The following is a 16,047-nucleotide window of genomic DNA, read 5'->3' as shown; positions in this document are numbered from 1 at the left end:
AACCTCTTATTGTTTGTGCGATTTCCCCAAGGCCTTGGCCACCAGTTGTTCATAGAGTTCGGCGTAGGGTTCGACCGCCTGGCACCAGTTGAACGGCGCCGCCATCGCCCGGCAGCGCATGGCATGCAGCAGGCCAGGGAAGGCGAAGACTTTGAATGCGCGGCTCAGGGCTTCCTGATAACTCTCCACCGTGGATTCATCGAACAGGAAACCGGTCACGCCGTTTTCAATGGTGTCGGCCAGACCGCCGGTGTTGCGTGCCACTGGCAACGAACCGAAACGCTGGGCGTACATCTGGCTCAGGCCACAGGGCTCGTAACGCGAAGGCATCAGCAGGAAATCGCTGCCGGCAAACATGCGCCGGGCGTCGGTTTCATTGAAGCCGATGCGCACTCCGATCTGCCCGGGGAAACGCAGGGCCAGTTCGCGCATGGCTTGTTCTTCTTCCGGTTCGCCACGGCCAATGATGGCGATCTGGCCACCGTTGTTGACGATGTACTCGGACACCGCTTCGGTCAGGTCGAGGCCTTTCTGATAGACCAGTCGGGAGACCACGGCAAACAGTGGGCCTTCGGAGTCTTCCAGGCCGAACAGCTCCCGCACATGGGCGGCGTTGACGGCTTTGCCGTCCCAATCGCCAATTTTGAATGGGCAGAAAAGGTGCGGATCGGTGGCAGCGTCCCAGCTTTCATCAATACCGTTGGGAATGCCGCTGAGCAGGCCTTGCTGGGTCTTGGCGGCGAGGAAACCGTCGAGACCGCAGCCGAAATCCGGGGTGGTAATTTCCTGGGCGTAGGTCGCGCTGACGGTGGTGATGTGGCTCGAATAGGCCATGCCGGCCTTGAGGAACGACATCTTGCCGTAGAACTCCATGCCTTCCTGTTGCAACGCGTGATGGGGGATGCCCAGTTCCGGGCACGAGCCCAGGCTGGTTACGCCCTGATACGCCAGGTTATGAATGGTGAACAGCGTCGGAGTGCGCTGACCACGCCAGTGCATGTAGGCGGGCGCCAGACCGGCCGGCCAGTCATGGGCGTGCACCAGATCCGGGCACCAGTGAATTTGTGCGAGGTTGGCGGCGATGTCGGCGGCCGCCAGGCCCAGGCGGGCGAAACGAATATGGTTGTCCGGCCAGTCGCGACCGTTGTTGGCGCCGTAGGGCGAACCTTCACGCTCGTAGAGTTCAGGGCAGATCAACACGTAAATAACCAGACCGTCAGGCATGTCCATGCGCCCGATCTTGCACGGTGGCAGCGCGGCGTGGCCGCCGAGTTCGCCGATGATATGAATCGGGTTTTCGCTATGCATCACTTGCGGATAACCGGGGATCAGCACCCGCACATCATGCAGTTGGGCCATGGCCCGTGGCAGCGCGGCGGAGACGTCGCCCAGGCCGCCGGTTTTCACCAGATCGGCAATCTCCGAGGTCACAAACAACACTTTTTTCTTGTTGGGATTCTGACTGGCAACCGGTGTCAGCGTCTTGGTGACGGGAACGCTGACCGATTGGGCAGTGGGAGCACTGACGACGCTCGATTCGCCGACATGTTGATGAGCACGCTCTCCCTGAATATCTAAAGCCGCACTGGTCATATGAATCTCCCGTGTTGTTGATCTAATTCTTTAGGTCTGGCAAACGGTGTTTCGTGGCCAATTCCTGTGGCCGGGCGCAAAAGCGCTACGCATCGGTGAGCAAAGCGCTGCCCAAATGCGCTGAAGCAGATTGGGTGGATGAGCCATTGCAAAGATTGCACCAGTCGCAACACACCTGCCTTTCAGTCGACCGATCACGCGGAGCAAAAGTTTCGATTATTTTTCCACTTTGTGACCAGCCGGTTTTACCCCGCGAAACTGAGTCTAGGCCAGAAGTTAGAGCGGTAAAGCTCGGATGGCAAAATTGTTCGACAATCGGTTTAACGAGGTACGGGCGTGCCGGATTGGAGGGCAATCGCACCGACGAAGTGCAGTTTTTTTTATGAAAATGGCTGAAAAAGAGGCGGAACTGTCACATCAGTGTGCGTGGGTGAACAGTTGTAATGCACCGTTGCGGTGCATTAATCGGGCTGGTGCAAATGTGGGAGCCTGTGGAACCTGTAGGATCTGTCGAGTGAAACGAGGCTGCGATCTTTTGACTTTGATGTTTAAGAGCAAGATCAAAAGATCGCAGCCTCGTTTCACTCGACAGCTCCTACAAGGGAAGGGGTCGTCAGGTCAGCAGACGGATCGGCTGCCCGGCGGCCCAGGCCTGAATGTCCTCAATCATTTGAGAGAAGAACAAGTGATAGTTCTGCTGGCTGACATACCCGACGTGCGGCGTGGCCAGCACGTTCTCCAGCGTGCGGAATGGATGTTGGGGCGGTAACGGCTCGACATCGAACACATCCAGCGCCGCGCCCGCCAAGCGTCGTTTCTGCAATGCCTTGATCAATGCCGCTTCATCGACAATCGGCCCGCGCGCGGTGTTGACCAGCAGCGCCGTGGGCTTCATCCAGCCCAGTGCCTCGGCATCAACCAGCCCGCGGGAGCGGTCGCTGAGCACCAGGTGCACCGACAACACATCGGCCTGTTCGAACAGTTCCTGCTTGCTGACATAGGTCACACCGAACTCGGCCGCCCGTTCAGCCGTGAGGTTTTCGCTCCAGGCGATCACGCGCATGCCGAACACCTGGCCGAACTGTGCAACACGCTGGCCGATGCTGCCCAGGCCGAGGATCGCCAGGGTCTTGCCATGCAAGTCGCCCCCCAGCCCTTGTTGCCAGACACCTGACCGCAAGGCGTTGGCCTCCGCCACAAGATTGCGGGTGGCGGCCATGATCAGCGCCCAGGTCAGTTCCGGGGCGGCGTGTTTATAGCTGTCGGTGCCACACACTTGAATGCCCAGCGCGGCGGCGGCTTTGAAGTCCAGTGCAGCGTTGCGCATGCCGCCGGTCACCAGCAGCTTGAGGTTCGGCAGTCGCCCCAGCAGGTCCGCATCGAACCGGGTGCGCTCGCGCATTACGCAGATCACTTCGAAGGCCCCGAGGCGCTGGGCCAGGGTTTCGTTGTCGGCGGGGTAGTCATGGACGAAACTCACCTGGCCGATGTCGTCCAGCAACGACCAGTCGACCACGTTACGCGCCACATCCTGCCAATCGTCAATTACTGCGATCTGCACCGCCATCAGCCTTACCTCATTAATGCACGGGATTGGTTTTGTTCAGCCAGTCAAGCAACGCCTTGTGAAACTCTGCCGGCTCTTCCATCTGCGGCGCGTGGCCCATGCCGGGGAATTCGACCAGTGTCGACTGGGGAATGAGTTTCGCCACTTGTTTGCCGAGCACGTCGTAATGACCGATTTTCGCCTTGACCTCGGGCGATGCGATATCACTGCCGATAGCGGTAGTGTCGGACGTGCCGATCAGCAACAGCGTTGGCATTTTCAGGTTCTGGAATTCGTAAAAAACCGGTTGGGTGAAAATCATGTCGTAGATCAGTGCCGAGTTCCACGCGACTTGGGTATGCCCCGGGCCTTTGTTCAGACCCGCGAGCATGTCTACCCAGCGATCGAACTCGGGCTTCCAGCGGCCGCCGTAATAAGTGTTGCGTTCATAGGTACGAATGCCGTCGGCGCTGAGCTTGAGTTCACGTTCGTACCATTGATCGACGCTGCGGTAGGGCACGCCGAGGGCTTTCCAGTCTTCCAGGCCGATGGGGTTGACCAAGGCCAGTTGCTCGACCTGATCGGGGTATTGCAGCGCATAACGGGTGGCGAGCATGCCGCCGGTTGAGTGCCCGAGAAGGCTGGCCTTCTGGATGCCCAGGGCTTTGAGCAGTTGCTGGGTGTTACTCGCCAGTTGCTGGAAGGTGTACTGATAGTGGTCCGGTTTGCTGGAGGTGCAGAAACCGATCTGGTCCGGAGCAATGACCCGGTAACCGGCGTCGCTCAAGGCTTTGATCGAGGTTTCCCAGGTAGCACCGCAGAAGTTCTTGCCGTGCATCAGCACCACGCTGCGCCCGTTCGCCTTGCCATGGGCGGCAACGTCCATGTAACCCATTTGCAGGGATTTGCCCTGGGACTCAAAGGCGAAATGCTTGACCGTGTAGGGATATTCGAAGCCTTGCAGCTCCGGACCATAGGCCGGGCCTTCGGCGGCGATGGCTGGCAGCGCAGCGGTCAGCAGCAATCCAGGCAGCCAGCGGGAAAGGGTAGGGTGCATAGGTGAACTCCGTTGAAAATCCGTCGATGCTGGATCGGCATGATTAGGGCGACATTAAACAGGCAAGCGCAATGACGGTTGGTTCAACCCATCCAGCCCAATGTAGCCGCTGCGAGCACGCCATAGCGGGCGCCTTTGGCAAGGGTCACGATCAGCAGGAAACGACCCAGCGGCTCACGCATGACACCGGCCACCAGGGTCAGCGGATCGCCGATCACCGGCAGCCAACTCAGCAGCAAAGACCAGTGCCCATAGCGTTGATAGTGACCCCGGGCTTTTTCAAGATGCTTGGGGCTCACCGGGAACCAGCGTCGGTCCTGAAAGCGCTCGATGGCGCGCCCCAGCCACCAGTTCACCAGCGAGCCGAGCACATTGCCCAGCGTCGCCACCGCCAGCAGCGACCACAGCCAATACTTGCCGCTGAGCAACAACCCCACCAGCACCGCTTCGGATTGCAGAGGCAGCAAGGTCGCGGCCCCGAAAGCCGCCAGAAACAAGCCGAGGTAAGCGCCAAAAATCAATGGGCGGGGTAGTCCGCCACCACGACATCCGTGCCGTCCTTTTTCAGGCCGATCACTTGATAGGCGTCGCTCATGCCGTCCATTTCCATGCCGGGCGAACCCATTGGCATGCCTGGAGCGGCGACGCCCAACAGGTCATTGCGCTTGCTCAGCGCCAATACCTGATCGGCCGGAACATGGCCTTCGACGAATTTACCGTTGATCAAACCGGTATGGCAGGACGCCAGGCGCGGTGGCACGCCGTGTTGTTGCTTGAATTCGCTCATGTTGGTTTCGACGTGGTCTTCGACCTTGAAACCATTGGCTTCCAGGTGGCTGATCCACTTTTTGCAGCAACCGCAATTGGCGTCGCGGTGGACTTCGATGGGGATCAGGTCGGCGGCCTGGGCCAGGGATGAAATGAACAGGGCGCTCAGGACGGTTAGACGCAGAGAGGTTCGCATGTCGGAATGGGTCTCGGATTGCGGGCGAAAAAAAGCATTCTGACCGGTTTTGCCAGCCAGACATTCAAGGAGTGTTTCGAAGTGATACAGAACCGTGCAGCTCTATCATCGTAGATCAAAGCTGTCAGGCAGATGAGGGGGACATGACAAGATTGTCAGCTTGGCGGGGCTATTGCCGTAGTGAAGCCAAAAAGCTTCATCGGCTGTAACATGAGCCTCCGATTGCATCGCTGATCAACCTGTGGCGAGGGAGCGTGCTCCCTCGCCACAGTGTTTGGCATTCAATCGGGTACATTTATTCAGGTTCAGGCTTACATTCAGGAAATGCTAATGACCCAGTCGCAACGTTTGAAATACTCGATTCTGATCTCCCTCGTGGTGCTGGGGATCATGTTTGGCCTGTCGTATTTGCAGAACGCCGGCGTCATCAGCGAAAAACTGTTCCAGTACATCGCCATTGGCGTGGCGGTGGTCGTGGTCGTCGTCAATGGCGTGATGCGCCGCAAGGTCAAGCCCTGAGCAATAGCCAGGGCTTGATCAGTGATGTTGCAGCATGGCAGCGGCCCGTGGGTCGAGGCTGTAGCTTTTGTCCGGATTGAGGACAATCACGCCTTCGCTGCACAGGCGTTTCAACACTTCGCGCACACTCAGGAAGGACAGGGGAATATCCAGCTCCAGCAACTGAGTGTGCACGCCGCGCACGCCCAGGCTGCGGTCGCTTTCAGCGGCCGTCAGCAAGGCGTCGATGACTTTAAGACGAATCAGGCTGGTTCGCAGGCCAAAGCTTTTGAGCAGGAAGCGGATCCGCTCGTTACCGTGGCGCTCGGTACGCTGGTCAAAAACACCGACCCCAATGGAAGGGCTCTTTGGCGCGTTGCTACCGTCCGTTGGCAGTTGCGAGTTGTACATGGCAAAACTCCTTTTCCGAGCCTGATCAGAAAAAATTGGGCGCTCTTACGTAACAAGACGTATGAGCCACGCAAATCATGAAGATTTAAATGTAGAAATTTCGTCATCATTGCGTGACCAACCTGTCAGACGCCGCAGAATGGCGCTCCTGTCTCCTAAATTTTTTCCGTGTGCTTCGTCCCTAAAAGGATGCGCAGTGCGTGTCAGTACGCAGAACTGTGACCATCGTTTTTCGATCAGGAGCGAGTGTGATTATTTCCAGCCAATTGACCAGGATGAGCCTGGCGGGTCTGTTTCTGGGGCTGAGTCTTGCGGCGAATGCGCGCAATCAGCCGGAGCAGGCGAGTGCCGATATCCGCCGGACCAGTTTCGGCGTGCCGCATATTCGTGCCGAAAACGAACGCGGGCTCGGTTACGGAATCGGCTATGCCTACGCTCAGGATAACCTGTGTTTGTTGGCTAACGAGATTGTTACGGTGAACGGTCAGCGCTCACGGTTTTTCGGCCCGGACCAGTTCACTGTCGAGGAGCGCGAAAACCGCGTCAGCGATCTGTTTTTCAATTGGTTGAACACCCCGCAGGCCGTTGACGCATTCTGGCAAGCGCAAACCCCCGAAGTGCGTGAGCTGGTTGAAGGCTACGTGGCTGGCTATAACCGCTTGCTGACAGAGCGTCGGGCCGAGGGTTTGCCGCAGCAGTGCCAGGGCGACTGGGTGCGTGAAATCACTGCGACGGATCTGGTCAAGCTGACTCGTCGTCTGTTGGTCGAAGGCGGGGTTGGGCAGTTCGCCGAAGCCTTGGCGGGTGCCACACCGCCGGCTGCGGTTGCTCGCATCACTGGCGAGCCATCAACGTTCCAGGTAGCCGCTTCGCGCATGCAACGTTTCGCCCTTGATCGCGGCAGCAACGCGGTGGCGGTGGGCAGCGACCGTTCTTTCAACGGACGTGGCATGTTGCTGGCCAACCCGCATTTTCCGTGGCTGGGCGGGATGCGCTTCTATCAGATGCACCTGACCATTCCCGGCAAACTGGACGTGATGGGCGCCGCATTGCCTGGCCTGCCGGTGATCAATATTGGCTTCAACCAGCACCTGGCCTGGACCCACACCGTGGATTCGTCCAAGCATTTCACCCTCTATCGCCTGCAACTGGACCCCAAGGATCCGACCCGTTACGTGCTCGATGGCAAGTCTTTGCCCCTGCAGAAGCAAACCCTGACGGTTGATATGAAGCAGCCCGATGGTTCGGTCAAAGCCGTTTCCCATGTGGTCTACAGCTCTCAATTCGGCCCGATCGTGCAGTGGCCCGGAAAACTGGATTGGGATAACCAGTTTGCCTACAGCTTGCGCGACGCCAATCTGGACAATGACCGGGTCTTGCAGCAGTGGTACGCCATGAATCGAGCCGGCAGCCTCAAGGCATTCCAGGATTCGGTGCACAAAATCCAGGGTATCCCGTGGGTGAACACCCTGGCGGCGGACGATCAGGGGCAAACGCTGTACATGAACCTTTCGGTGGTGCCGAACGTCAGTGCCGAGAAGCTCGCGCAGTGCAGCGATCCGCGAATTGGCTTGCAGTTGATCGTCCTCGACGGCTCGAACAGCGCCTGCGCCTGGGACATCGACCCTCAAGCCGCGCAGAAAGGCATTTATGCAGCGGACAAGTTGCCACAGCTGTTGCGCAAGGATTTTGTGCAGCACTCCAACGATTCGGCGTGGATGGCCAACCCGGCGCAGCCACTCACCGGTTTCTCGCCGCTGATCAGTCAGGACAGCCAGCCGTTGGGCCTGCGCTCGCGTTTTGCCCTGGATCGTTTGAGCTCGCTGACCAAGGCTGGCGCGATCGCGGCGGTGGATCTGCAACACATGGTGATGGACGATCAGGTGTATCAGGCGGCGCAAGTCATGCCGGATCTGCTGCAATTCTGCGCGGATGGCCTGGGGGGCGATGGAAAAACCCTGGCGCCGTTGTGTGCCAGCCTCAAGGCCTGGGATCGCAAGGCGAATCTGGACAGCGGTCTGGGCTTTGTGCACTTCCAGAATGTGATGGAACCATTGGAACAGGCGCCCGACGTCTGGCGCGTCCCGTTTGATCCGCAAGACCCGCAGCATACCCCGCGTGGCCTCGCGGTAGATCGTCCGGAAGTGGCGACCGCGCTTCGTCAGGCGATGCTGGCCTCGGTAGAGCGGGTCAATGCATCAGGGCTGAAGAAGAGCAGCCGCTGGGGTGATATTCAGGTGGTCAGCAGTGGTGGTCAGCAAACCCCGATTCATGGTGGTCCGGGTGCGCTGGGCGTCTACAACGCGATTCAGAGCGTGCCTCGATCCGACGGCAAGCGCGAAGTCGTCAGCGGAACAAGCTATTTGCAAGTGGTGACGTTCGATGAGAAAGGCCCGCAGGCTAAAGGGTTGCTGGCGTTCTCGCTGTCCAGTGACCCGTCCTCGAAGTATTCCCGGGATCAGACGCTGGCATTTTCGAAGAAGCAGCTGAGTGTGTTGCCTTTCACTGAACAGCAGATCACGTCCGATCCGCAGTATCAGGCGCAAACAATACGCGAGCAGGATGAGAAGGCCGGGACCGTGGCCGCACAGTAAGAGCGATTGTGTTTGAACAAAGAATGAAGGCCGCCCCCGTCAGGGTCGCGGCCTTCAGCTTTTCGGGGGTTGCACCGGAATGGAGTTAAGGACCGGGTTGCCCTCTTTGTTGCGGGTCAAATAGACCGGCAGCACCTTGGGCAGGGTCGCTACCAGGGTGTTGAGTTCCTTGATGTTGTAGATCCCGCCGATACGGATCGCGCCGGTGCTGTTGTCGGCAACCAGCAACGGGGTTTCCAGATAGCGGTTGATCAATGGCAGCGCGTCGTGCAACGCCAGATCATCGAGCACCAGTTTGCCGTTGAGCCAGGCCAGCGAATTGTCGTTGTCGTAGGTCTGGCTGATGCGCGGAATGTAATCGCCATGACGATAACTTGCCTGCATCGCAGGACCGAGTCGCAAGCCGTCTCCCGGCAAATCATCATTGCTGCTGACCAGCACCGAGCCTTCAATCAGGTTCACTTTCACCTGGTCTTCATACATCCAGACGTTGAATTGGGTCCCGGTAACGCGGATTTTGCCTTCGGCCGCCTTGACGACGAATGGATGGCTGGTGTCGTGAGTGACGCTGAAAAACGCCTCACCCTTTTTCAGGCTGACCTGACGCCGATCCTTGTAGTTGCTGTACGTCAGCTCGCTGCCCAGGTTCAGTTCGACTTGAGTGCCGTCCTTGAGGGTGACCTGACGGACATTGTTGGTCGCTTCGAAGTGCTGGTACGAGTCGGGTAACCAACCCAGGTTCCAGCCGCTGTAGGCTGCCAAGGGCAACGCCAATGCACACACCGCGGCGGCCATGCCGAAGGTGCGCCAAGGCGTCTGGGGTTTGGCGCGGACCATCGGCACGCCCGTTGTTTCCGGGCGTGGCAAATCCCCCGCGACCTCCCAGATTTCCAGCATGGCCTTGTATTCGAACGCATGAAGCGGGTGAGCATCCAGCCACTGTTCGAACGCCAGGCGCTCCTGCTCGGTGCAATCTTCGGCGTGCAGACGCATGCACCAGTGCGCGGCGGCATCGGTGATAGCGTCATATTCGGCTTGCGAGAGAGAATTGTCGGTCATTGACTCATCCTGGTTTTGCGCATTCTAACCTTTGGGAGAAGGCGGGGAGAACATCGGTCATGGCAATTACCCATCAAAGTGTATTTTTTTAATTTTAAACGGTGAAAACACAGACCCGGGCAGAGTTCATGACGTGCGTGAATTGAGAGTCATGCGCAGATCCCCGGATCTGCGCACTTATTATGAAGTTCAAGTGGAAGAGGCAGGCACCGGGTCCAGTTGCCGGCCCATTTCGCAGATCAGAAACGCAATAGAGTCGGCATTGCGCAGAATGATGTCGATTCGCTTGTCAGGGTTTTCCGAACTCAAAAAGGCGTCGCGTGCCGCTGCCATTGTCATGGCGCCAGTGACATTGAGAATTTCCTCGCCCACGTGGTACGAACCTGGAATCGAATCCAGGCTGACCCATTTTTGCAATGAGTCATTCCAGCGAGCGAACAGTTCTTCCCGTGGTGTCGCCAGGGACAGTGCCTCTCGCTGGAATTCCACCTGAGTTCGCTTCATCGCTTGGCCGAATCCGGTGATTGGCGTGATGAGATCGCTGAATGGCCGACGAGCCTCCAGTGTGGCAATGTCCACGGTCTTTGAAAAAAGGTGGGAAAACTCATGAATAAGCGTGGAGGCCTGGCTGTGGCCGTCGACGTTGAACGGTTCGGTTAAACACGATTTGTACCAATCGAGCTGTTGATCGAAGAATTTTTCGGTGAAATGCACATTCTTCCCTAAGTCCCGCTCCACGACGAAAGCGATCATAGGGGAGGTTGCATATTTGTTTGAACCGACGACAAACCGCTCGGTGTTCATCAAGTCTTCGTCGGGGTCCACCAGCGCGTTACAGACAGGCAGGATGGCTTGTTTGATTTTTTCGATCAAACCAGCGTCAACGCTACCGACATCAAAAAAACGCTTGAGGAAGGTGTCCAGGCGCGTACCGGGGGTCAGGCGACTTTGTTGCGCCAGATTGTGCAGGCTGTTGAACGCGTAATAGCGTGCCATGTCGATGGCCTGCACGATCATGCGCGCCTTTTCCGGGTGGTTGGCGCGAATTTCCTGCATGCCCCGCGCTTCGATGTTCAGAACCTGATTGACCTCGTGGCTGGTCACATAGCGGTTCTGCATTTTTGACAGGGCTTTTCCGTAATGCACGGTATGCACGTCGGGGTCGATCACCAGTTTTCGGGTGGGCGTGGTCACGAGAGAGGGGCCGTTCAGTTTGGCGTTGCGGATTTGCCACACCGCACCGGGTTTATCCACGGGATAAACCTTTCCTGCGATTGGGGCATAGCGCTGTTTGCTGACCGGATCGAGGTAAGTTTCATCGTCCTTGTCCTTACTCAGGTCTTTCAAGGCGATGGTCGGTGTTTCAAAAGACTGTAATGACGTGCGCACCGGTGAAGTTGGCTTGAGTTGAGACCATTGTGGTTCTGTTACCTTGGTTGCGACCGGCGCTGTGTCGGTCGTTTCCGCAGATGGAACGAGCTCTTCCTCCAGCGACAAGCGCCCCAGCGAAACCATCTGCACCGTCCCGGTAATAAAACTTTCCAAGGCCCGTGTCCAATGGTGATCCTGCAATGCTTCGGCGGAGTCTTCGTAGTCTTTGAAGCTTTGCCACAAAAACTGCACATAAGCGAGTTTGCCCGGGAGCAGATGGGAAAACAGCTTGATGCCGGAGCTGAACAGATGTTTGGCCGCTTCCCAGTCAGACTGTCCGGCCGTTTTGGTGCGACTGCCGAGTAACTGCTCCAGAACGCTGGCATTGTCAGTGTACAACTGGCTCAGCAGATTACCGCCAATGGGCGAAGACGCGAGGGTGAGTTCGCTCACTTCTCCGACAGTCGTCTTGAACAGGTTTGTGAATACCGATTGTTGATTTTCGGGGAGGCGCCGAATAACCAGATCCTGGAGTGGCCCAGGCGTATTTATCGCGGCAACAACACCGGCCTCGTTCTCGAACTCGCTGAAAATCGAACCGCTGTGGTAAGGCGAATACAGGACGTGGGACCCGGAATGTCCGGCGCCGGGGCTTATCAAATAAAGCCCGAGGGCTTTAATGGCTGCGGCACCCGCAGTCTTGAGCAACTCAAGCGGCCTGACGATGGCGTGGGCGCCTTTTACCGCCGCACGGGCGAAGGCATCAGGCATATCCAGCACTTGGCAGATCAGGTCGAAGGCGCTGGGGGAAAGTTGTTGCTGCAATTTCAGCGTGTGGGCATGTTGTAACAATTGCCAGGGTAGCTGTCGAAAAAAACGCAGTTTTCGGCTGTCGACGTCTGTTCCTGCACCCGTCAATTTACTTGCCACTGACTTTGCATAATCGTCATGGATGTTCAGAGACTGCAAAAGTTGTCGGACGCTCTCCTCGTTCAGCCGCTCAGGCAGGGTTTTCGCGGTGGTCGAGGTAATCTTGAAGCCAGTACCTTGACCAATGTTGAAGTGATTCAGTGCAAATTCAGTCAGGGTCCGAGATGGCCCGGCCAACGCCAGGTCGGGGGTGATTTCGATCTCGTCGGGGGCGAGTGACTCGTCGGGGAATCGGCTGGCGAGCAATGACTTCAATCGGTCGTGGGTATACTCCGATAGCGTTTGTATGCCGTGCAGGTAGTCTTTGTCATCGGTCACGCTGTTGCGGTATTGCTCCAGCAGTTCGATGTGCATTTGCTGTTCTTTAATCGGGGCCATGCCGAGCCAGGCGGGCAGGGACTGTTGGCGGGATATTGCCTTGGATATTTGCCTGGCTCTGCGCAAGTTGGTGTCGATACCCATCTTCACCAGGTCGCTGAGCGCTTTTTTTTGTTTGGCTTCCTCAAGCTTGCCAGAACGAATGAGTTCGCAGGCGGCCAGAAAGTGCTCAATTGACAACTGCGCAAGTCGCTGCAGGATATTGCCTTCTATCAATCGAAGGGGCCCAAGGGAATAACGCGTGTGGAGGTTCCGCCGGGCGGGGCTGAGATTTTCCAGCATCTCCAGGCGCCGGCGAGAATCGAGCAAACGGTGATTCAGTGCCTTGGTTACGCTGCTGACCGAACCAAAGACCTCAAACCCTGCTGCGCCGGTCCACAAGATGGCCCGTCCCGAATGCTGGGGATCGAGCCCGCCACGTTCGGTTAGCAGTACGCAGTTGGCCAAGGGCAGCAACTCTCGCTGCCCGGCACTTTCAAGGACCAGTGAATAGGCATCAGGCCTAAACCCTTTATAGGCGCGGCGGTTGTTGCGATCCTGGTGGTCGGGATCCAATACCGTATCGATTATCGCCTGGTCGGATTCTCCCAAAGTACCATCGAGCACCCGCAGGCTGGCTTCCCCACGGATCCCGACGGAAAGGGAGTGGGCCAGTTTGGGCTTTATCTGCTCCAGGTAGTTTTGTTGCAACGCCAGCGAGGAGAAGGGTTGGGCCGAGAATTCTTCGCCGAGCAGGGTTTCGATATCGCTGAAGGTCTTTGCGTAGGCGGCGGCGATGTCAGCCCGCACAATTGAGGGTTGTTGGTTTCCCTCCAGTACCGGCCGCGTCGTCCAGCGCCCAAGGGTATCGAACGTCAGTAGGCGCTCGCTGATCATGCTGCGTATGTCCAGTGCCTTGTCGAACAGAGCGTGGATGTTCACGTTGCCATCGCTGTGTCGAAAAACCTGCAGGGCATATTCGATGTTTTGTCGTTGTTTGTTAATGATCGCCTCGAACAGGGATTCGAAAATGGAGCCGGAAATGGCTTCCCCTGAGACATGCGGCTGTTGGAAGCCAAGAAAGCGGTTACGTTCTTCCAGTGTCAGCAAACCGTACAGTTCATCCTCGTGGCCGGCCGCGCTGAACTTGCTCAGCAACGTGGCTTTAAGGTCTTGATAGTCCTTCAGCACCTGAAGCCCTTGGCTTGGGGTGTAAAGGTAAGCATTGGTGTGGCTGATCATCAGTGAACCCGCCAGCTCGACATAATCAGCCTCGCGTTGCCACAGGCGCACGGTTTCCAGCGTCGGGCGTCTGGTACCCGTGGTGATCGGCTGAATCATTGCGTGCAAGGCCATGCTTTGATCGGGGCTGATGATGCCAGCCTCGCGTTTGAGCAGGAGATCGGCGCGTGCCTTTTCACGGATCGCCCGGCTGAAAAACGCACGGCGCGATGCGCCATCTACGGCGGCTGTGTCCCAGTAGTTCTCCAGTGCTTTGAAAAGCAGGCTGATCAGTGTGCGGGAAGCCGTCTGGACCGCGCTTTCCCACTTTTGCTGGTCGCTGTTGTCGGGCTTTCTTTTAGGATGGGAGAACTCATGAGTCTGCCCGGTTAGCCAGCGTTGATGACGGTAGTAACGCAGCACCGCTTCGCTCAGTGTCAGGGAACTGTGCCAATGCCGTATCGAAGCACCTTCCTGGCTGGCATTCTTCGCGACTGCCACGGTGTAGAAATTGACTTGAGTCTTGCTTTGATCCAGTCCTGGAAAGGACGACTGCAGCAACTCGTCCAGCAGGGCGTTGAGCAACGAGGCGAGGGTGGGCAGTTTCAGCAACTCCACCAGCATGGCTTGATCATTCAGTTGCTGGTTGTGTGCGATCGCAGCGCTCTGGTCCTCGAATACGTCGCCCTCGATGTCCTGATAGGTCACCCGGATGTTGTGGCTGGCTGCCAGGGCTTTGCGCTCGGCCAGCGACATGAGCGCCAGTAGAGCGTTGTCTTCGTCCGCCTCGTTCAGCCTCTGCCCCAGCTGTTCAGTCAAGGCTGCGCGACTGTGGTACTTCTGAATGCCACCGTACGGGGTGTAGACGATGATCCCGTCGGTTTCCGGGGTGGGGCTCAATACAAAGCTGCCAGCGAGGGGAGTCGCTTGCAGCCCCTGCGCATTGAGCAGGATTTTTTCAGCGAGCATCGGTGGCGTCTGTTGGCCGCGCAAAGTCTGGGTGACCAGTTCCACATGAGCGAGCCATTCGAAATCCTTTTGCGTCAGCCCGTGGGTTTTGCCGAGGTCGTTCCAGAGTCCGGGAGACTGCAAGGCCTCGAGGAAAAACAGGGGAGGTGTGGGCATCGTCGAGTCTCTATCGGGGGCGCCGATAACTGCGCCGGTGAATGGATCCTCAAGACTAAAAAGCCCCGGACGGGTGAAGGTGGTAGATAGTTACTACCCATTCGATGAGCGTTTGTGAAAGCTGCAGCGCATTGGTCCGCGTTTTGGCTCATCTAAAAGTTGACAGGCTGCTCGCCGCGCGTTGTTAATCGGCGCTCTACATACGCTGTTGCCCCCTCCAATAATTAGTCTGGAGCTTCAGATGTCTGCGCCACGCGATTCTGTGTCTACTGTTGTCTCGCAAAACCTGTCCCTCGCTGAGTTGACGGCATTGCTTGAGAAGATATTCCTGCGTCACGGCACCTCGGCCGACGTCGCTCGGGTGCTGGCCGAAAACTGCGCCGGCGCCGAGCGCGACGGCGCCCACAGCCACGGTGTGTTCCGTATCCCCGGTTATGTGTCGACGCTCAAGAGCGGCTGGGTCAATGGCCAGGCTGTGCCGGTGGTCGAGGATGTGGCTTCGGGGTTTGTCCGGGTCGATGCCCAGAACGGTTTTGCGCAACCGGCCCTCTCTGCTGCACGGTCGTTGCTGGTAGAAAAGGCCCGCAGTGCGGGCATCGCGGTACTGGCGATTCGAAACTCGCACCATTTCGCGGCGTTGTGGCCGGACGTGGAGCCTTTCGCCTATGAAGGATTGGTGGCGCTCAGCGTGGTCAACAGCATGACGTGCGTGGTGCCCCATGGTGCGGATCGACCGCTGTTCGGCACTAATCCGATTGCTTTCGCCGCGCCTCGGGCCGACGGTGAGCCGATTGTTTTCGACCTGGCTACCAGCGCCATCGCCCATGGCGACGTGCAGATCGCCGCGCGCAAGGGCGAACGTCTGTCACCGGGCATGGGGGTGGATGGCCTCGGTCAGCCGACTCAGGACCCGAAAGCGATTCTCGAAGGTGGCGCGTTGTTGCCATTCGGCGGTCACAAGGGCTCGGCGTTGTCGATGATGGTCGAGCTACTGGCGGCGGCGTTGACTGGCGGGAATTTTTCGTTCGAGTTCGACTGGAAAAACCATCCCGGCGCGAAGACACCGTGGACCGGTCAGCTACTGATTGTGATTGATCCGAGCAAAGCCGCTGGCCAGAGTTTTGCCGAGCGTAGTCAGGAACTGGTCCGGCAGATGCACGGCGTGGGGCTCAAGCGCTTGCCGGGTGATCGTCGCCATCATCAGCGCGCCAAGTCGCAAACCAATGGTATTGCGCTGGATGAACAGACGATGGCGGATCTGCGGGAATTGGCCGGGCTCTGAATTTGCGCAGGCAATTCTCACCCCTGTAGGAGCCGGCTT

Annotated in this window: 11 protein-coding genes; 3 read left to right on the top strand and 8 right to left on the bottom strand. The window is 57.9% G+C overall.

Annotated elements, in window-relative coordinates; genetic code table 11:
- Positions 1-6 precede the first annotated feature (6 nt).
- The 5 genes from glgA to NL64_RS02785 all read right to left on the bottom strand — a co-directional run bounded on the left by glgA (position 7) and on the right by NL64_RS02785 (position 5,160).
- Complete coding sequence (gene glgA / locus NL64_RS02805; protein WP_034146632.1) at positions 7-1,593, bottom strand: glycogen synthase GlgA; 1,587 nt, start codon at positions 1,591-1,593, stop codon at positions 7-9.
- A 613-nt stretch (positions 1,594-2,206) separates the two neighbouring features.
- A complete protein-coding gene (locus NL64_RS02800; RefSeq protein WP_034146631.1) occupies positions 2,207-3,160 on the bottom strand; it encodes a D-2-hydroxyacid dehydrogenase family protein in 954 nt (317 codons plus the stop codon).
- Positions 3,161-3,173: 13 nt separating this feature from the next.
- Positions 3,174-4,196: an alpha/beta fold hydrolase gene (locus NL64_RS02795; RefSeq protein ID WP_034146630.1), complete on the bottom strand. Its 1,023-nt coding sequence runs from the start codon at positions 4,194-4,196 to the stop codon at positions 3,174-3,176.
- An 83-nt stretch (positions 4,197-4,279) separates the two neighbouring features.
- The gene (locus NL64_RS02790) at positions 4,280-4,714 is read right to left on the bottom strand and encodes a YqaA family protein (RefSeq protein ID WP_034146713.1); all 435 of its coding nucleotides are present in this window, start codon (positions 4,712-4,714) and stop codon (positions 4,280-4,282) included.
- Positions 4,714-5,160: a DUF411 domain-containing protein gene (locus NL64_RS02785; RefSeq protein WP_034146629.1), complete on the bottom strand. Its 447-nt coding sequence runs from the start codon at positions 5,158-5,160 to the stop codon at positions 4,714-4,716. The genes NL64_RS02790 and NL64_RS02785 overlap by 1 nt, the downstream gene beginning before the upstream one ends.
- 330 nt (positions 5,161-5,490) lie before the next feature.
- On the opposite strand from NL64_RS02785, the gene NL64_RS02780 reads away from it, so the two are divergent.
- A complete protein-coding gene (locus tag NL64_RS02780) occupies positions 5,491-5,679 on the top strand; it encodes a hypothetical protein (protein WP_034146628.1) in 189 nt (62 codons plus the stop codon).
- 18 nt (positions 5,680-5,697) lie between these two features.
- On the opposite strand, the gene NL64_RS02775 is transcribed toward NL64_RS02780, so the two are convergent.
- Entirely contained in the window at positions 5,698-6,069 is a 372-nt protein-coding gene (locus NL64_RS02775; RefSeq protein WP_034146627.1) for a fe2+ zn2+ uptake regulation protein, read from the bottom strand.
- Positions 6,070-6,317: 248 nt separating this feature from the next.
- Here NL64_RS02775 and pvdQ point away from each other — a divergent pair, with 248 nt between their 5' ends.
- On the top strand, positions 6,318-8,663 hold the full coding sequence (gene pvdQ / locus NL64_RS02770; protein ID WP_034146626.1) for a bifunctional acylase PvdQ: 2,346 nt from the start codon (positions 6,318-6,320) through the stop codon (positions 8,661-8,663).
- A gap of 54 nt (positions 8,664-8,717) precedes the next feature.
- On the opposite strand, the gene NL64_RS02765 is transcribed toward pvdQ, so the two are convergent.
- Entirely contained in the window at positions 8,718-9,722 is a 1,005-nt protein-coding gene (locus NL64_RS02765) for a FecR family protein (protein ID WP_034146625.1), read from the bottom strand.
- Between the two features lie 189 nt (positions 9,723-9,911).
- Positions 9,912-14,726, bottom strand: a complete 4,815-nt coding sequence (locus tag NL64_RS02760) for a dermonecrotic toxin domain-containing protein (RefSeq protein WP_034146624.1) — start codon at positions 14,724-14,726, stop codon at positions 9,912-9,914.
- A 241-nt stretch (positions 14,727-14,967) separates the two neighbouring features.
- Between NL64_RS02760 and NL64_RS02755 the strand changes: the two genes are divergently transcribed.
- The gene (locus NL64_RS02755; protein ID WP_034146623.1) at positions 14,968-16,008 is read left to right on the top strand and encodes an Ldh family oxidoreductase; all 1,041 of its coding nucleotides are present in this window, start codon (positions 14,968-14,970) and stop codon (positions 16,006-16,008) included.
- The last annotated feature ends 39 nt before the right edge of the window (positions 16,009-16,047 follow it).

The sequence above is a fragment of the Pseudomonas fluorescens genome, assembly GCF_000802965.1.
Classification (GTDB): Bacteria; Pseudomonadota; Gammaproteobacteria; order Pseudomonadales; family Pseudomonadaceae; genus Aquipseudomonas; species Aquipseudomonas fluorescens_A.
Note: the sequence above shows the minus strand (reverse complement) of the source record. Positions and strands in the feature narration are given on the sequence as shown.